Origin of the sequence: Microscilla marina ATCC 23134 (assembly GCF_000169175.1) — a bacterium.
Classification (GTDB): domain Bacteria; phylum Bacteroidota; class Bacteroidia; order Cytophagales; family Microscillaceae; genus Microscilla; species Microscilla marina.
The window spans coordinates 271,532-289,713 of sequence record NZ_AAWS01000007.1; the positions used below are offsets into that span (position 1 = coordinate 271,532).

General features: G+C 40.0%; 13 protein-coding genes. 10 read left to right on the forward strand and 3 right to left on the reverse strand.

Annotated features, from left to right (window positions below):
• Positions 1–435 precede the first annotated feature (435 nt).
• The 3 genes from prmA (at position 436) to plsY (ending at position 7,844) form a co-directional block, all read left to right on the forward strand.
• A complete protein-coding gene (gene prmA / locus M23134_RS08415; protein ID WP_002695432.1) occupies positions 436–1,272 on the forward strand; it encodes a 50S ribosomal protein L11 methyltransferase in 837 nt (278 codons plus the stop codon).
• A gap of 179 nt (positions 1,273–1,451) precedes the next feature.
• On the forward strand, positions 1,452–6,821 hold the full coding sequence (locus M23134_RS08420; RefSeq protein WP_002695434.1) for a hypothetical protein: 5,370 nt from the start codon (positions 1,452–1,454) through the stop codon (positions 6,819–6,821).
• 360 nt (positions 6,822–7,181) lie between these two features.
• On the forward strand, positions 7,182–7,844 hold the full coding sequence (plsY, locus tag M23134_RS08425; RefSeq protein ID WP_002695436.1) for a glycerol-3-phosphate 1-O-acyltransferase PlsY: 663 nt from the start codon (positions 7,182–7,184) through the stop codon (positions 7,842–7,844).
• Positions 7,845–8,015: 171 nt separating this feature from the next.
• Here plsY and M23134_RS08430 read toward each other — a convergent pair whose 3' ends face one another.
• Complete coding sequence (locus M23134_RS08430; protein ID WP_002695438.1) at positions 8,016–8,816, reverse strand: sulfite exporter TauE/SafE family protein; 801 nt, start codon at positions 8,814–8,816, stop codon at positions 8,016–8,018.
• A gap of 171 nt (positions 8,817–8,987) precedes the next feature.
• Here M23134_RS08430 and M23134_RS42620 point away from each other — a divergent pair, with 171 nt between their 5' ends.
• Positions 8,988–10,220: an effector binding domain-containing protein gene (locus M23134_RS42620; RefSeq protein WP_045113224.1), complete on the forward strand. Its 1,233-nt coding sequence runs from the start codon at positions 8,988–8,990 to the stop codon at positions 10,218–10,220.
• A gap of 83 nt (positions 10,221–10,303) precedes the next feature.
• Positions 10,304–10,648 (forward strand): DUF1801 domain-containing protein, encoded by a 345-nt coding sequence (locus M23134_RS08440; protein ID WP_002695443.1) that lies wholly within the window; start codon positions 10,304–10,306, stop codon positions 10,646–10,648.
• Positions 10,649–10,662: 14 nt separating this feature from the next.
• Here the strand turns inward: M23134_RS08440 and M23134_RS08445 are convergent, their stop codons facing one another.
• A complete protein-coding gene (locus M23134_RS08445) occupies positions 10,663–11,613 on the reverse strand; it encodes a pyridoxal-phosphate dependent enzyme (protein ID WP_002695444.1) in 951 nt (316 codons plus the stop codon).
• Between the two features lie 313 nt (positions 11,614–11,926).
• On the opposite strand from M23134_RS08445, the gene M23134_RS08450 reads away from it, so the two are divergent.
• Positions 11,927–13,711 carry a helix-turn-helix domain-containing protein gene (locus tag M23134_RS08450; RefSeq protein WP_002695445.1) on the forward strand — a complete coding sequence of 595 codons (1,785 nt, stop codon included), beginning with the start codon at positions 11,927–11,929 and terminating at the stop codon, positions 13,709–13,711.
• 132 nt (positions 13,712–13,843) lie between these two features.
• Positions 13,844–14,539: a DUF4386 domain-containing protein gene (locus M23134_RS08455; protein ID WP_002695446.1), complete on the forward strand. Its 696-nt coding sequence runs from the start codon at positions 13,844–13,846 to the stop codon at positions 14,537–14,539.
• A gap of 269 nt (positions 14,540–14,808) precedes the next feature.
• Here the strand turns inward: M23134_RS08455 and M23134_RS08460 are convergent, their stop codons facing one another.
• The gene (locus tag M23134_RS08460; protein ID WP_002695447.1) at positions 14,809–15,291 is read right to left on the reverse strand and encodes a GNAT family N-acetyltransferase; all 483 of its coding nucleotides are present in this window, start codon (positions 15,289–15,291) and stop codon (positions 14,809–14,811) included.
• A 533-nt stretch (positions 15,292–15,824) separates the two neighbouring features.
• Between M23134_RS08460 and M23134_RS08465 the strand changes: the two genes are divergently transcribed.
• The 3 genes from M23134_RS08465 to M23134_RS41000 all read left to right on the forward strand — a co-directional run bounded on the left by M23134_RS08465 (position 15,825) and on the right by M23134_RS41000 (position 18,179).
• Positions 15,825–16,283, forward strand: a complete 459-nt coding sequence (locus tag M23134_RS08465; protein ID WP_002695448.1) for a hypothetical protein — start codon at positions 15,825–15,827, stop codon at positions 16,281–16,283.
• A gap of 387 nt (positions 16,284–16,670) precedes the next feature.
• Positions 16,671–17,882 carry a saccharopine dehydrogenase family protein gene (locus tag M23134_RS08470; protein ID WP_002695450.1) on the forward strand — a complete coding sequence of 404 codons (1,212 nt, stop codon included), beginning with the start codon at positions 16,671–16,673 and terminating at the stop codon, positions 17,880–17,882.
• Positions 17,883–18,038: 156 nt separating this feature from the next.
• Positions 18,039–18,179 carry a hypothetical protein gene (locus tag M23134_RS41000; protein ID WP_002695451.1) on the forward strand — a complete coding sequence of 47 codons (141 nt, stop codon included), beginning with the start codon at positions 18,039–18,041 and terminating at the stop codon, positions 18,177–18,179.
• Positions 18,180–18,182: the final 3 nt, after the last annotated feature.

The window sequence follows — 18,182 nt, forward strand, 5'->3', positions numbered from 1 at the left end:
ATATTAAAAAACCACTTTCCTTTCAATCAATTGTTATGTATGTATATACTACTTTAATCAGGCAGAGTGTCAATTTTTAGATAAACGTGGCGTTTTAACGGTTAAGTCGGGCAAAAGCACCGATAATATTCATTTTGAGATAAAAGAGCAGGATGTTCTGTCAGACTTGCAACCAAAACATCCGTTAAATGTCTTTTTAAATGAAGATTCTGGCTAATTTTGTCTATATTAAATAATAAGCAAGGCTTAGTACACTGTAAACTAAATATCTTTACTTATTTCGGCTTCTTTTGCCCGCTGACTTCTCTTTACAAAAATCGCGTAGCTTTGGCTATGCTCTATTTGTAAAGATCGCCAGCAAACAAAATAAACTCGAACTAAACGACAACTTACTTAATTTACAGTGTACTTATTGCCACTTAAAAACTGTTTACATTGGAATATATAGAGTTAAAAATAAACGTGTTGCCAGAATATGTAGATATTTTGGTTGCCGAGCTTGTCGATCTTCATTATGAGGGTTTTGTAGAAACAGACAAAGGGGTAGATGCTTATGTCCCAGTCAAATTATTTGATACTACTGCTTTGGAAGAGCTAGGGCAGAAATACCAGGAGTTGTTTAAAATGAACTGTAATTCTACAACGTTAGAAAAGCAAAACTGGAACGAAACCTGGGAAAAAAACTACGATCCAGTCATGGTGAACGATCAGTGCATCATACGCACCACCTTTCATCAAATAGATAAAAAATTCCCTTATGAGATCATTATCAATCCCAAAATGTCGTTTGGTACAGGGCATCATGCCACTACTACCCTCATGATAGAGCATCAGCTGACTATGGACTTTCAGCAGAAGCAAGTGTTAGACATGGGATGTGGCACGGGGATATTGGCTATTATGGCAGAAAAACTTGGGGCAGCTACTATAGATGCAGTAGATATTGATGATTGGTCGGTAGAAAACAGCATCGAGAATGTTGGACTAAACCATTGTCAAAAAATTAAGTTGCAAAAAGGCACAGTAGACACTGCCAACTTAAAAGAAAAGTACGACATCATACTGGCAAATATCAACCGAAATGTATTGGTGCATGATATGCCCTACTATCATCAACACCTGACTGACCAAGGTTTTTTGGTAGTAAGTGGTTTTTATGAGGCAGATGTAAAACTGATGGAGAACACAGCTCGTAAATACAACTTGGAAGCTATTAACTATAAAACCAAAGACAGTTGGTCTTCTATTATTTTTAAGAAACATATCAGTTGATTTGTAAGCACTTGTTGAAAGCCTGTCCCTAAAGGCGAAAGCTTGGATGATAAACTCTAAACAAGTGCCAATCACACAATGAAACCCTGTTCAGTTATTACCCATTGCCTGATTTACAACCAGACAACGGGTAATACTGTAGAGATAAGTTCCATTCCACCACTGAAACTTTTATACGAATGAAATTATTACAAACATCGCTGCTTGTCGTGTTTTTGTTGGGTATTTCGTTTATATCTAAAGCCCAACGGTATAAATTCCCGAAAGAAGAAGAAAAGTTTATAGGCTTTGTGGCAAAAGAGCTCAAAAAAGCCAAAGCCGAATATTCTAAAAGAGTAGGTGAGGCATTTAGTGCTATCTGGAATGGTACGGCTGCTATGGCAGGTGCCAAACTTACTGCCTCGCAAAAACAAAAAATCATTGCTATCTCAAAAAAAATGGCAAGAAAGCGGTTTATGATGAACCGTGAATACACCAAATTTTATGGAATGCTGGCTAATGGCATTACCACCCACCATATTGCTTCATCGCTTGATGACATACTTGATGTTACCGAAAAAGTGGTATCAAAGCTTGGAACCCGCGAAATATCGTTATATTTCAAAAATCTGCATACTTTTTTTATTTACCAAAAACAGGGCGTATACACGTTATATGGCACCAGGTTCAACTCGTTGCTTGGCATGGATGGTAAATTTTCTATCTCGTTTGTTGCCAACGATACCCAAAGTGAAGCCATTACAAAAAAATACATGGATGTATCAAGTGCTGATACCGACCCTGCATACATCAAAGGACCAGTGATTGAGCTTACCAGCATCAATCTAGTCTTTAAAACTCCTTTTGACTCACTCGCAGTTAGAAAAACCGATGGGGCGTTTATGATTACCAAAAATAGGTTTTTGGGTAATGGAGGTACTTTTGACTGGGAAAGCCTCAATCTTGACCCTACAAAAGTATACTGTAAACTAGGGTATTATAACATGAACGTAGCCCGCCCTATACTCAAAAGCGCTGATGTTTCTTTTTACTACTTATCATTATTTAAAACTCCCCTCAAAGGAGATTTTGAGTTTCAAAGTCAGCGTCGCCGCAACAACTATGTGGCAAATTTCCCCCGATTTATTTCTGCCAAAAACGACATTACAATGCCCAACATAGGAGGAGATCTTGCCGTAAAGGGAGCTTTTACTTTGATAGGCAACCGGGTGTATAGTTCGGCGGCACGTAACGGAGATTTGGCTCGTTTTTGGGGTAAAAAGAAAATAGACCCTGACAGTGACGAAGAAGAAGTGAGTTTTTTGGCACTTGCCAAAAAGTTTCAAATTTTTCACGATGGGGCAGTCAAAGACAAAAGCATTTACCGGAAAAACCTGGGAGCCGACTCACTGTCTACGCTGAGAGCACGCCAGGCAGTGTTATCTATGTATTTGGGGCTAGACTCTCTATATCACCCCAAGTTGGGGGTACGTTACTCTAAAGAAAAGCATCAAATCGACTTTATACGTGACCGTAGTCATCGACATGTACCTTTCCTCAACAATCACCATCGCTTTTTTATCCATGCTGACATTATGCAGTTTGATGTAGAAAAAGATACGATGGATTTCTATATGTTGGGTGGGCAAGGCATTCGTCCTGCATCATTTGAGTCGTTCGACTTTCACAATCAAGAGCGTTACACCCGTATGATTGGGACTTTCCCTTTTCATCCACTAAAACTTTTTACGGCTTACGCCAAGCGAAATGCTCAGGTGGCTACCGACGAGGATGGCAACGAAATTAAGTATTTTTATATCAAAGATATTACTGAGTATTCGGGACGCAGCGAAGGTACAATGAAAGCAGTGGCTAATTTTCTGCACGAAAAGGGGTACATTAATTATAATGACGTCACTGGAAAAATAGTATTGGGGTATCGTATTCAACACAATACTACTACCGATGCGTTTTTGAAATCGGTAGATCGAATAAAAAAAGGGCATAACAACTCCAGAGATTCGACCAATTATGTACAGTATGATCATGACAACATGTTTATTGTGTCTTTGATGGACACTAAAGATACCAGCAATAGTCGCGAAATACGTATCAACAAGAAAGACACTTCTTATACAGTAAAAGTATCACGTAATGCAGCACGTATTCCCAACGCGAGTTTGCACCGAACCAACCGTGAAATGCTTATCAGGGGTATTGAAACATTTCCTGTGAGTGACTCCCTCAATGTAAACATTAAACCTTATAACAAACAGGTAAAGGTATATGCCAACCGTGCTGTACAAATGGAACATGGCGAAATTACAGTAGGTAACTTTAGATTTATTGGCAAGGAGTTTTTCTTTCTATACGAAACTTTTACTCTGGAAATGCCGCGCATAGATAGTGTGTTGTTTGTATTGAAAGACACCATTAGTAAAGAAGAGAGTGAATACGGCTCTGAAATTCGTTTTGGAGCAGGAACGATGCAAATCAATGACGCTAAAAACAAGTCGGGAAGAAAGAAAGGAAAAATATTTGAGGGAATGAACGAAGGTAAAACCTATGAGCAATTTCCGCAACTAAGTATTCCTGAGGGTGGTGTTGTATATTTTAGAACCAATTACCGTAAAAACTTTGCCTATGATAGTACCACAGTGTTTGAAATAGACAAACCACTGGAGATGGATAGTTTGACCAGCAAAGTACCTTCTTTTAAAGGGGTGTTTAAATCCAAAATGTTTCCTGATATTAAAGAGCAGATGATTCCGCTACCAGATAAAAAACTTGGGTTTAGGCACAAACCACCCGCCGGAGGCTACCCATTGTACCCCAACCACGACAAGGTGAAAAATGTACATATTAAGTTTAATAGCGACCTGACCATGACCGCTGAAGGTTTATATGGAGGAGGAGTGATTAAGTACCTTACGACTACGGTCAGTTCGCCCGAATTCTTTTTTATGCCCGACTCCACCACGTCCGAAAACTCCAATTTTACAGTGGGTAAAGGAAAAATGAACGGTGCCGAGTTTGCCAATGCTCAAGGGAAAACCGCCCAGCTCAACTGGGTAGTTACTGCCGATAGTATGGTGTTTAACAACAGTCGTGAACTTGAAAAAGCTGGAGAGATTTTAAGTAAAAAAGATTTTAAACAAAAATACAGGGAAAAACTCTTTAAGGTATATGATAACAACGATGCCATTGCCTTGCGAGGAGACATCATTGTAAAAAACAGTGGCTTGTATGCCGCAGGAGAAGCCATTAGGCGAGATTTCAGGATTATATCATTTGAAGAACCTTTTAAGTTTAATATCAACAGTTTTAAAGGGTATAAGAACAATATAGAGATTAACTCGGAGCAACGAGATCCCTTTGAGTATAACGCGAGTTTTTATACCGACAGCCCCGCCTTGCTACAGGGTAACTTTGTAGATGTAGACTTTGATTTGATGAAGGGAGAAGCTGTGATTAAGCCTTATCCTGAATACGCTGACATAGAAGACTACTACCCGTTTGTGTTTCCTTACGCCCAGTACAAAACCTCTATTAAAGAAGCTTTATGGTCGTTGAAAGATGAAACGATTGCTATGAAAGGTGACTCCACCTCTACTTTTACCTCTACTATATTTGGTGGGGGTGAAATCAACGATGAGCGTGATTTAACTTTTAATGCTACCAACGCTTTTTATGATATCAAAAACCTAAGTATGCAGTTAGATGGCATTCCTTATATTGTGTCTGCTGATGCAAAAATATACCCGAACGAAGGAAAAGCTACTGTATTGAAAAATGCTGAAATGCAGACGCTCAAAGAGGCACGCTTGGTGATTGATACCTTGAATGGTTATCACCGATTGTTTGATGGAGAAATCAATATTAGGTCAAGGATGGAGTTTGCAGGACAGGCAACTTATCAGTTTATCAATGTAATTAAAGATACATTTAACATTAAGTTTGATGAGTTTAAGTTGACCGATGCAGATGAAATTAAAGGGGTAAATCCCGCCGAGAAAAAACTGGCAGAACAAAGGCGAAAGAAAGGCCAAATTGTGCCTAAGCATACTATTTCGCAAGGAAAGGTAACTGAAGAGGACAAGTTTTACCTCACCACCCGAATACTTTATAAAGGAAATGTGAAAATGTATGCCGACCGAAAACCGCTGGAATTGGATGGGTTTATTAAACTAGACTTGAAGAGTAGGCGGGACCTGGATAACTGGCTTCCTTATAAGAGTGACAAGGGAGACTCGGTGGTCTTGGATATTAAGAAAAGGATTAAAGTGGGCAAAGGGGTATACCTTACCTCAGGGCTGCACTTTACGCACGATGGCGATGATTTATATACTACATTCTTGTCACCATCCTTACACAAAGATGACATTGAGGTATTTTTGGCGTTTGGTAACTTGTCGTATAATCCGGCAATTAACGAATTTAAGATTGAACCCAAAGAAAAAACAGAACGGAAAAGTTTTGCGGGTAATACCCTGATTTTTGATGACTCCAAGTCAACCGTTTATATGGAAGGAAAATTTGGTATTATGGACAAGCATAATAGCAAATATCTTAACAGTTCAGGAGCTGCCCATATAGACATGCGAGATAGCACTTTCCGCCTTGATATGTTTACCACAGTAGACTTGCCCATTCCGCCCAAAGCAATGGCAGCAATGGCAAAAAATGTAGAAACTGTCAAAGAAATAAATCGCAGGGGACTGAATGAAAGTGATACTTTATTTTATAGAGTAGCCGAGTTAGTAGGCGATAAAGATATTAAGCATTATTTGGCAAAAGCTACCAAGGTTTCAGAGCCGTTGCCGTTTTCTCAAATATCTAAAACTTTACAAAAGCCGATTGTTTTATCTGAGGTACCCCTTAAGTGGTCTAAAGAATACCACACGTTCCATAGTCATGGTAAAATAGGGCTCATGAGCATCTTGGATAAAGAGTTTAACACCGAGGTAGATGGATTTTTTGAAATAAGAAAGAATCCTAATGGTGATGCTTTCTCTATATATTTGCAGGTGAGTCCCAGTGTTTGGTACTTTATTGACCTTGATCAAGACCAATTAATGTTGTTGTCGTCAGACGAAGCTTTCAACGCCGAAATAGAAGCTCGTGCCAAACCCGGTGGTAAAGGTAAGTTTGGAATGGAGCTGGCTGAAATTGACCAAAAAGAAGGGTTCCTTCAGAAGTTTCAAGAAGTGTATGGGCAGTCTATCAACCAAAGTGAAGAAGTGAAGAAAGAAGAGAAAAAGGACGACGATAAGAAGAAGGGGGATGACAAGAAAAGTGACGACAAGAAAGGGGACGACAAAAAGAAAAGCGACGACAAGAAAGGGGACGACAAGAAAGGGGACGACAAAAAGAAAAGCGACGACAAGAAAGGGGACGACAAAAAGAAAAGTGACGACAAGAAAGGGGACGACAAAAAGAAAAGCGACGACAAGAAAGGGGACGACAAGAAAGGGGACGACAAAAAGAAAAGCGACGACAAGAAAGGGGACGATAAAAAGAAAAGTGACGACAAAAAGAAAAAGAAGAAAAAAAAGAACGACGGTTTTTAGTGAAATAAAACGATTGTTTTTTTAGTAAAGTCAGTGCTCATTTTGGGCACTGATTTTTTTCATTTAAGTGGGTTTTAAGAGAAAAAAAACGATTTTTAACGCATATTTAGAGGGATTTTTCAACAGGAATATAATGAATTGCCATTTTTTTTGCTATATATATAAACAGGCAACTTAAGCATTCACAGCTGATGTGTGCCATAAAATAGTGTTAAATTAACTATATATTTGATCAACTATTTGAGACTAAAAATACGTTAAACACTATAAATCTTTGAATAATTTCAATGGTTATATTAATTTTGTGTGTTTGAGTAGTTATTTATTAACTCTAAATTAATACTGAATTAACGTTAAAATATGGGCATGTTATTAATCATTTGTACATCTATATTAGCTTATTTACTTGGCTCTATTCCTACTGCTGTTTGGTTCTCAAAATACAGGTATGGAATGGATATCAGAGAGCATGGAAGTGGCAATGCAGGAGCCACCAATACCTTTAGAGTGTTGGGTAAAAAAGCCGGTATATTTGTCATGAGTATAGATATACTCAAAGGATTTACAGCTACATCGCTTGCCTGGGTACTTGATTACTCAGGGATGATTGCCCCTTATGATGAGTTCTGGATATATAAAATGATTTTTTACAAACTCATTTTTGGTAGCCTTGCCATTGTAGGACACATCTTTCCTGTATTCGCCAATTTTAAAGGTGGTAAAGGTGTGGCAACATTGTTAGGCATGATGCTGGCTGTGCACCATACAGCTACCTTGTTATGTGTAGGTGTATTTTTAATAGTACTATTTGCTTTCCGTTATGTTTCGTTAGGTTCTTTATTAGCCACATTGTCATTCCCATTGTTGCTATTAAGTCCACGTTTTCGCCCCGAAGACCCCATCGTTATTGTATTTGGGTTTTTGATGTTTACCATCGTAGCACTTACCCATCAAAAAAATATTGTAAGGCTATTGCAGGGGGAAGAAAGCAGAGCAAATATTAGAATGCGTAAAAGAGATTAAATTGTATAAATTTATTGTCAATCGAGCCCTTGTGTCATCAGATACAAGGGCTTTTTTAGTTGATTAGTACCCAAAGCACTGGGTGTTTGACTATTTTCGTTGGATGCTGATTGTATAGTGGGTGGGAAGTATCAAGCGATTAGCCACAGGCAACATAAGCCTGAGATTGTGTTAAAAAAAACTCTCTTTCAACAAAATAAACATTCCCATTAACAATACAAACCAGCCAAAGCTTACCTTGAGCTTGGCTGGCGAAACAAATTGACTAATGTAAATGCCCAGATAAATACCCCCAATCGCCAATCCGGAGAACAATGATAAGAACCCCCACTCAATACTTTGTCCCATCAGGTCACCCGTAAAACCTATGAGCGAATTAAAGGTAATAATGAACAAAGAGGTACCTATAGCTTCTTTGACATTGAGCCCGGTAAAAAACATAAGGGCTGGCACAAACAAAAAACCTCCTCCTGCCCCTACAACACCAATAATGAGCCCTACAAAACTACTTTGTAGAATAATTCGGGGGTAGTTCCAGGGTTTTTCAGTATCGGCAGTAGTGGGAGCTTTTCTGCCTTTGATCATAGATACCGAGGCAAGCAACATCACAATAGAGAAAAATATCATCAGCCCCATCTCTTTGGTAAGGGTAAAGTAAGAAGTATGGAGCAGGATTTGGGGCAAAGAAGGGAGTATAAAACCTCTTGCCAAAAATACAGTAAACAAAGAAGGAACCCCAAAGGCAACGGCTGCCTTTATGCTTACCAGCTTTCTCCGGGCATACGATATAACCCCATTGAGAGCCGCAATACCCACCACAAATAATGAGTAAGCAGTAGCAAGCGAAGGAGTTATTTTGAATAAATACACAAGTATAGGAACCGTTAAGATAGAACCTCCTCCTCCAAACAACCCCATAGTAAAGCCCACCAATACCGCGAGAAAAAAACCTAAAAAATCAATGAACCCCATAAAAATGATTGTGTAAAGTTATTCAAAGCTTCTTGTCTGATAAAATGCGTTGTAAAGTTATGAATAATACGAGCTTTTCAGAGGTTCACGGAGCAAAAGTTAATGAACAAAAATAATAGAATGCTTCCACGGGATTTTATGTAAATTTGGCTTGTAAACAATGTGATGCTCATGAACAATGAATCTAAACCCCGCCTGGCCCGACTAACGGCTATCTTGACTCAACTGCAATCCCAACAAATACTGACTGCCCGCGAAATAGCCGAAAAACATCAGGTAAGTATTCGAACGGTATACCGTGACATTAGAACACTGGAACAGTCAGGAGTGCCCATTGTGGCCGAAGAAGGGAAAGGCTACTCGTTGGTACAAGGGTATAGCTTGCCCCCCGTAATGTTTACTCAAGCTGAAGCGAATGCCTTGATTACAGTAGAACAATTGATTGCCAAACAAGATCACTCATTGACATCACATTATCAAAGTGCGATTACCAAAATAAAATCGGTGTTACAGCAATCACAAAAGGAAAAAACGGAGCTGCTTGCCCAGCGCATACATATTCGTGATAATGACTACCTGAATCAAAAAAGCCAGTATCTGGTGATCCTACAAACTGCCATTACTCAATTTAACTTGATAGAGCTACATTATTGCTCTATGCAAAACGAAGTAAGCCAGCGAGTGATAGAGCCTTTTGCTGTATATAGCACTCAAGGCAACTGGTTATTGATTGCTTTTTGCCGCTTACGCAATGCCTTTCGATCTTTTAGACTCGACCACATTCAAAAATTAAAAGTGCTTCCTGAATGCTTTGACCCCCACAATATGACCTTGCCCGAATACTTTGAACAATGCCGGCAAAAATATTTGACCACCCCTGACATACCCTTGTCACCTCCTGCCCATACCTTTGCCATATCTGATAACAAAACACTTGAAAAACCAATGGAAAAAATGAAAGTAGAACCGTTCAAAGTAATAGGTATTACCGTAAGAACTTCTAATAAAAATGGGCAAGGGTTGCAAGATATAGGTGCTCTTTGGCAACGATTTATTGCTGAGCAACTATTGAATAAAATACCCAATAAGTTAGACAATGAGGTGTATTCTATTTATACCGAGTACGAAGGTGATTATACCCAGCCTTATACCACGCTGTTGGGCTGCAAGGTGAGCACGCTTGACCATATTCCCGAAGGAATGACTGGAAAAGTGTTTGCTGGCGGGCAATACCAGCGTTTTGTTGCGCAGGGCAACCTTAACCAAGGAGTAGTAGGGCAAGAGTGGAACAAAATATGGGGAATGGATTTGCCTAGAGCTTACACTGCAGACTTTGAGATATATGGCGAAAAGGCGCAAAATCCTGACAGTGCCGAAGTAGATATATTGATTGCAATAGATTAAATAAAATCAATGATTGTATCATATCGCTTTGCCAATGGTGAAGCAAAGCGATATGTATGCCTTTTTTATCAAATGATTGTCACATGCTCAACGATTTAGAAAATTTTTACCTCAACCAGCCCGAACCCAACAAAAGTTGTTTGCTCGCTTTGCGCGAAGTGATTTTGGCACTGGACGAAAATATAGCGGATGCCTGGAAGTATCGGATGCCATTTTTTTATTACAAAAATAAAATGTTTTGCTACTTATGGATAGATAAACAAACCAAAGAACCCTACATTGGCATCGCCAAAGGCAGTGAGTTTACCCATCCACTGTTGGAACAAGGTGGGCGGAGTCGGATCAAAATACTGAGAATACAACCCGACCAAGACTTGCCCATAAATGATATCCAGGTGATTTTGCGGGAAGCGATGACTTTCTATTAATCAGTACCCCAGCTCTAAAAAGGCAACCTGGTCAAGTCTACATTTCCTCCGGTAAGTATAATACCGATTTTTTTATCCTTAAAACGTTCGGGTTGCTGCAGTACTACCGCAAAAGGTACTGCGCAGGAGGGTTCTATGACAAGCTTCATGCGTTCCCAAATCAGCCGCATAGCATGTATGATTTCTTCTTCGGTTACCGTGACCACATCGTTTACATACTCTTTGATAATTCCAAAGGTTTTGTCCCCTAAAGGCGAACGCAAGCCGTCAGCAATGGTTACCTCGGTGGCAAGAGGCTCTATTTTACCTGAGCGAAACGAACGGTATCCATCATCGGCATTTTTGGGTTCACCTCCTATTACTTCTATGGAAGGTTGTAAATAATGACAAGCCAATGCAGCCCCTGCCATCAAACCACCACCACCTAGTGGAGTGATCATTATTTCTAAACCTGGCACCTCTTCTAATAGCTCGACTACAGCAGTAGCCTGCCCCGCAATGACCCCATAATCGTTATAGGGCGATATAAAATGAGCCCCGGTGTTGACCACCACCTTGTCTAGCATGTTTTGTCTGCCTGCTGCGGTAGACTCACACTCTATTACCTGAGCTCCATAGCCTTTGACTGCGTTTTTTTTCACCGAAGGAGCATTTTCGGGCATCACAATATACGCAGGCACTCCCAGCATTTTTGCCGTAAGTGCCACAGCCTGTCCGTGATTGCCCGACGAGTGTGTAGCAAGCCCTTTCTGACGGGCTTCATCGTTAAGCAAAGTGCCTGCACTGCTTGCTCCACGCATTTTAAAAGCCCCAATTTTTTGAAAGTTTTCACATTTAAAAAAAATCTGTGCCCCTGACACCTCATCCAGGTTGCCACAAGTAAGCACGGGGGTGTGATGAATAATAGATTGGATGCGCTGGGCGCAATCCTGAATATCTTCCAGAGTGGGTATCCTGTCTAACATAAGAGGTTTACTTGATTAAAAATTGAATGGTGGATTGCTACCCACTATGCTTTGCTCATTATTCTGATATGCGAGTCAGTTGGTGATTTCACCAACTGAGGGTGATAATGGTAGCAAAAAGTAAGGAAACTTAATAAATTGGTGGTAACTGTGGAAAGAATTACCGTATTATTTCATAAGTAAAAATAGGAACTTGTCTCAATTAAGCCCATTGTTTGGGTGAAGTGCTTACATTATGCGATTAACCCTTATTTAGTATCTTGCAGTGACTTAAACAAAGTATGCATAATCGATCTACTTTCAATACAACAACATGCCCAAACCAAAATCTATTGTGGTGTTGCCCTTTGCCAACCTAAGTACCAGCAACGAAAACGAGTTTTTTAGCGATGGTATTACCGAAGAAATCATCAATGCGCTTACCCGTATACCAGGGCTTAGGGTAACCTCTCGCACCTCTTCATTTTATTTTAAAAATAAACACCTTCCTGTAACCAACATAGGGCAGCAACTCAATGTAGCCTTATTGCTAGAGGGGAGTGTGCGGTTGGCAGGTGATCAAATGCGCATCACAGCACAATTGATTGATGCAGCAGAAGATGTTCATTTATGGTCGGAAACCTGGGACAGAAAAGTAGACCATATTTTTGACATTCAAGATGAGGTGAGCCTACTGGTTGCTGACAAGGCAAGGGAGTTTTTAGGCCATTTTGATATTCAGGCACAATTAATCAATCCGCAAACTCAAAGCTACCAAGCGTATGAGTGGTACCTTAAGGGGCGATTTTATTTTCGGAAGTGGAACCCCGAAGATGCCCAAAAAAGCGTGACTTGTTTTGAGCAAGCCTTAAAGTTAGATCCCCACCATGCCGAATCATTATTGGGGCTTGCCGATGCTTTGGGCTTTTTGGCTACTACCGGAGCAATGGAGCATGCCACCGCCTGGCAACGTGCCGAAGTTTGTATCAATCAAGCACTTGTCATCAATCACCAACTCCCCGAAGCCCACTATCAACGTTCAAACTTACTTTTTTTTACTCAGGGCAATTATAGCATGGCTGTGCAGGCAGCTGTACAAGCGCACAAGTTGAACCCTAATTATGCAGAAGCAAACCAGCATTTGACTTTTTTGTATTTGATTGCAGGCAACAATATTGAAGCAAAAGCACACCTTGACCAGCTACTTATGTTTGATCCTCTTTCGCAGGAAACCCGTTTTTTTCACGCCTTTTTTTTATACCAACAACACCACTTTGCCCAATCCCTTGATATACTCAACCAATCGCTGCAAACAAACCAGCTCAACGTACCTGCTCATACCCTCAAGTGTTATTGTTTGCTAAAATTGGGCAGAGCAGACGAGGTAAAAGGTTATTTTGATGAGTTGCCCCCAGGCATAATGGTAGAAGGTGACAAACTAGGGGTAGAAGCATTGCGCTATGCCTTTCGGCAAGATACAACCAATACTTACCGGGTGCTGAAAGCCCTGGAAGAACGAGCCAAACTACCTGCGGGATTTCGTGAAAACTCTTTTCTTTTGTTTGTGTATGCAGTGCTCCACCAAACCGACAAAGCGTTTGCCTGGGTCAGTGCTGAACTTGAAAAAAAATCACCCTTTTTACTCATGCATTACTCAGATGTAATGGTAGATGACCTAAAAACTGATCCCAGGTATGAGGTGTTCAGAAAGAAAATTTATGCAGTAAAAACAGGCAACAATGCTGATAAGCCACCCAAAAAGCCGCTCATTGCCGAAGCCGAAGTAGAAGAGTATGCCCAAAAACTTCGGATGTATCTTATCAACGAAAAGCCTTACCTTGACAACAACTTATCACTAAAACTGCTTGCCAAAGCCTTGGGCATGCATGCCAATCAATTGTCGTGGTTGATCAACGAAAAAATGGGGGAAAACTTCAACCAATTGATCAACTCTTACCGGGTTCAGCAATTTAAGCAACTCGCACAAAATCCGGCAAATGCCCACTTAAGCATTATTGGACTGGCTTTTGAAAGCGGCTTTAACTCAAAAACAGTTTTTAATACTTACTTTAAAAAAGAAACCGGGCTCACCCCCAAACAGTGGATAAAGGCGCTTTAGTAGCCACATTTTGCTACAAAGAAGTTCGGATTTATAAATCGGAACTTCTACGCCACAAACCCGAACATTTGCTCCAGGGCAATGCGATAGATTTGTACAAATCAAAATGTAAGAATTAAAAAACATCGCCTTATGTTCGCAAATATCTCATCAAAACAACAAGGAAAAATCGCTGGCTGGCTATATATCATCATTGCCGTTTTGGGTATATTTAGCATTGCCTATGTACCCAGTGTCATTGTATCAGAACAGGCAGCAATTACCCTTCAAAACTTAAAAAATCACCTGATACTATTTAAATGGGGAGTATTCGCCGATATATTGATAGGTTTGTTTGAAGTGGTATTGACGGCATTACTGTATCAACTATTTTGTCAGGTGGGCAAAATCACCGCTATTGCAGCTACCTATGCCCGTATATTAATGGTGGCTATAATGGGGGTAAACCTGCTGATATACCTCGCCCCGGTAGTGGTAGTGTCATCGCCTGCTTTGAGCCAGCTTTTTACTTCAGTCGAACTAGCCCGTTATACCCAAATAGCCTTTAGTCTACACGCAACGGGCATTCTGGTTTGGGGGTTCTTTTTTGGGTTACACCTACTATTTTTGAGTTGGTTGGTGGTCAAATCGCCTAAACACCCAGCTTGGTTGGGGTATATAATGTGGGTGGGAAGTTTGGGGTACCTGCTTGAGTCGTTCAATAAAATTTGTTTGGGCAACAATGCGATACTTGCAATTGTATCGGGTGTATTGTTGGCCGCAGTAGTGATAGGTGAGCTAGGTTTTGGTCTGTGGTTGATGGTGAAAGGTGAGAAGGAGTTAAAGTAAAGGCCATCATCATTAAAGCGTAGGGTGACAAGCATTACAACAAACACAAACAACGCAAGGGCTTTTATGCCCTTGCGTTGTTCTATTTAGTGATCTTTCACAAATAATTTGAGCCATTAAAATGTATCTATTGCCCTCATTCTTCTCAAAAAAAAGTTTCATAGCCTTGGCTATGCACCGTTTTTTTTGAATCATCTGAGAACAATATATTTTCTTGAATTGGCACAGCTTATTTTTTCCAGATCACTTATCATTCATTGTGTGGGTGATTACACTGTTTTTTTTCGCCATATCTTCAACATCCCAGTTTCATTGCCTGGACGTTCTTCGAATCCGTATCTTTCATAAAAACCTGTGCCCCCTTCTGCTGACATAAGCCCAACAAATGCATTTTGGTCGGCAACAGTGGCTAAGAACTTCATGATTTCGTTCATAATAAATTCGCCAATGCCTTTTTTCTGAAAAGCAGGTACTACAATGACATCTTGAATATAAAAGTATAAGGCTCCGTCACCTATTACCCTGCCGCAACCTACTACTTCATTTTCGAAAGTAGCACATACCGAGAAAATAGAATTTTTTAATCCTTGCTCGATGGTCTTCAAGTCCATTTTATCCCATCTTGCCGAGTCCCTTAATTTAGCATATTCCAGTGGAGTAGGGGTACGTTCCTCTACCTTTACCGAGCTGGCTCTACGCGAAGCCTGTCCTTGTCTGACAGTATTTATTTGATTTTTGGTTTGCTCGTTCATTTTTTATAGTGTTAGAAGTATTACCTTGATAGTGTAAATTGAGTAGCGTTCTTTTCATATTACGGGATATGTTTAGGACTATTAAAGGGTAGCAACTAATTCTTAAGCAAAAGTGTTATGTAATTGTTTGTAAGTACTTACTATAAAGAGTGCTAATTTGGCGAAAACACCTATAAGAGGTGGTGAAAATTGTTTAATGAGTACTTATCTATTATAACAATTCAAAAAGATAAAAATAGCGATAAAAAAGCAAGAAAACAAGTTTATTAGCCAGATAGACAGGGAGTTATCAATAATATGAAAGGATAAGATAAATTTTGTGTATCAGCAATGATACATTTTGTTGCTTGTAATGATTATATAAAGTATATAAATAGTTAAATAAAACTGGTAAGTCTGGGCAAGCATAAAGTTTTATGTACAAAACAAATAACTTAGAGGTAAAGTCATTGTAACTACTCGAATGTAATATAGTATTTGTGTCTGAGTTTGTATATAGTACTATTTTACTTTTTTGTATAAAACATATTTCAATGAAACATCAGCAAACAATCAATTATTTTGTATTTACTATCCTGCTCACCGTGTCGACCTTGCAAGTATCAGCGCAAAATATAGTGGGCACCTATCGTTCAAACTTTCCTTTGGGAGGTTTTTTTGTGACTACTGTAAAACTGCACGCCAATGGCTCATTTGATCACCACGTAGCTGGCGACATGCAACGCCAACACCTACAGGGTACTTATGTTCAGAAAGATGGTAAAGTATACCTCAAAGTTGAGCCTAAAAAAGACGCTCCAGTAGACTTGAGTACGTCAAGGGTGCATAACTATAAGCTGAAACAAGCCAATGGAGTGAGCTATCACTTGTTATATCATGTAGGTAGAAAACGCCTGTATGCCCACCATGAAAAAAGCGGCAAACGCATTATCAGGAAAAAAAACTACGCAAAAAACCGAAGACAAAAATATTATCTCCACAAGTTAAAATAGGTGAGGGCTTTTTTAGCACAACAGTTTGTGTATCCCAATGCCTTGTGTTGATTTGACTGCACAGTGGGAGTATTTGGCAGTTACTGGTTTGTCAAACACAATACTCCACAACAATTTGAGCCAAAATGACTTGCCAACCGTCAGTTATTTATAAATGTTAAAGCAATTGATTGTTGGGTTTGGAGCTATACAGCCTTTTTTTTAATAAAAAAAGCATTTAAATATAATACATTGATAGCCAGCGATAAATAAGGCAAATGCCTTAAGAGTGAGCAATGGATAGTGGGTTACAGGCGAAACATGCTCAAAGTTAAATAGTTGTTTTGTTAAAAATATTCTTGTAATGTATGGCTCAATGATCGCCTTACAACCTCAAATAATAACAATATGCATAAAGCTTATGACATCGTCCTTTGGGGCGCTACTGGTTTTACTGGGCAATTGGTAGCCCAATACTTACTACACCAATACGGTACTGGGCAAGCACTTGCCTGGGCAATTGCCGGACGAAACGAATCCAAGCTAAAAAAAATACGCACTGAACTGGGCAATGAAAACATTCCGATGATTATTGCCGACAGTCACGACCGCGCCTCGCTGGAGGCCATGGTGCAGCAAACCAAAGTAGTATGCACTACCGTAGGACCTTATGCCAAATATGGTGACTTACTGGTAGAGCTTTGTGTAACGCAGGGAGTGCATTATTGTGACTTGACTGGAGAAATACAATGGATGCGCCGCACCATAGACCAACACCACCAACAAGCCCAGGTAAACCAAACCAAGATTGTACATTGCTGTGGGGTAGACTCCATTCCATCGGATATGGGTGTATACTTTTTGCAAAAGCAAGCCCAAAAGCAGTGGCAGGCTTATGCCAAAGAGGTAAAGCTACGCCTCACCGAGGTAAGTGGTGGTGTGAGTGGAGGAACAGTAGCAAGCCTTGACAATGTAATGGAAGAGGCAAAAAAAGACCCGCAAGTGCAAGCCGTGCTTGACAATCCTTATAGCCTCAATCCAGTAGGGCAACAACAAGGCAATGATCAACTCGAACTGACCGAAACAACTTATGATGATGATTTCAAAGCCTGGATTGCTCCTTTTGTAATGGCAGCCATCAACGCCAGAGTAGTACGCCGCAGTCACGCCTTGAATGGTTTTCCTTATGGAGAAGATTTTCGGTACGATGAAGCTACTTTTACGGGTGAAGGCATTACTGGCTGGGCAAAGGCTCAACTCACTTCGGTAGTATCCAACGCTCTGTTTGATCCAACGTCGTTTCTTAAAAAACTCATCAATCCTTTTTTACCCGATCCGGGCAAAGGACCTTCAGAAAAACAACGGGAAAACGGCTATTATAAAATGGTGTTACGGGGGGAGTCTGCCGATGGCAAAGTGCTCAAAGTATTGGTACACGGCGATCGCGATCCTGGCTACGGATCTACTTCTAAAATGCTGGCCGAAAGCGCAGTATGTTTAGCCAAAGACGAACTTCCGGCTAGTTATGGTGTACTTACCCCACATACCGCAATGGGCGAAGCCCTGCTGCAACGCCTTGAGAAAAATGCAGGAGTAAAGTTTAGTCTACTGGAAGATTGAGTGTGTTTGACAGGGGCATCCTGCTATAGTTTTGTTGTTGATAAGTTTTTTATGAAATTTTGTTTGTTTATTGAATAGAATTTGCTTGTGATTAGTCGATTTATTCTGTATTTTATCAAATATCTAAAACTTAACAACAATTAATTAAAAACAATTATGAAATTATACGTTCAGCACCAACAAGAGTACTCCAGAGGAGAGTTATTGTTGAGAACCTTTTTTGGTTGGTTGTACATTGGTATTCCCTACTTTTTTTTATCATTGATCCCAGCTATCATAGGCGCTTTTTATAGCTAATCG

What these genes read in the sequence shown, in the direction of transcription:
- M23134_RS08420 (WP_002695434.1), top strand. Translation starts at nt 1,452, where the DNA reads ATGAAATTATTACAAACATCGCTGCTTGTCGTGTTTTTGTTGGGTATT.
- plsY (WP_002695436.1), top strand. Translation starts at nt 7,182, where the DNA reads ATGGGCATGTTATTAATCATTTGTACATCTATATTAGCTTATTTACTT.
- M23134_RS08430 (WP_002695438.1), bottom strand. Translation starts at nt 8,816, where the DNA reads ATGGGGTTCATTGATTTTTTAGGTTTTTTTCTCGCGGTATTGGTGGGC.
- M23134_RS42620 (WP_045113224.1), top strand. Translation starts at nt 8,988, where the DNA reads ATGAACAATGAATCTAAACCCCGCCTGGCCCGACTAACGGCTATCTTG.
- M23134_RS08440 (WP_002695443.1), top strand. Translation starts at nt 10,304, where the DNA reads ATGCTCAACGATTTAGAAAATTTTTACCTCAACCAGCCCGAACCCAAC.
- M23134_RS08445 (WP_002695444.1), bottom strand. Translation starts at nt 11,613, where the DNA reads ATGTTAGACAGGATACCCACTCTGGAAGATATTCAGGATTGCGCCCAG.
- M23134_RS08450 (WP_002695445.1), top strand. Translation starts at nt 11,927, where the DNA reads ATGCCCAAACCAAAATCTATTGTGGTGTTGCCCTTTGCCAACCTAAGT.
- M23134_RS08455 (WP_002695446.1), top strand. Translation starts at nt 13,844, where the DNA reads ATGTTCGCAAATATCTCATCAAAACAACAAGGAAAAATCGCTGGCTGG.
- M23134_RS08460 (WP_002695447.1), bottom strand. Translation starts at nt 15,291, where the DNA reads ATGAACGAGCAAACCAAAAATCAAATAAATACTGTCAGACAAGGACAG.
- M23134_RS08465 (WP_002695448.1), top strand. Translation starts at nt 15,825, where the DNA reads ATGAAACATCAGCAAACAATCAATTATTTTGTATTTACTATCCTGCTC.
- M23134_RS08470 (WP_002695450.1), top strand. Translation starts at nt 16,671, where the DNA reads ATGCATAAAGCTTATGACATCGTCCTTTGGGGCGCTACTGGTTTTACT.
- M23134_RS41000 (WP_002695451.1), top strand. Translation starts at nt 18,039, where the DNA reads ATGAAATTATACGTTCAGCACCAACAAGAGTACTCCAGAGGAGAGTTA.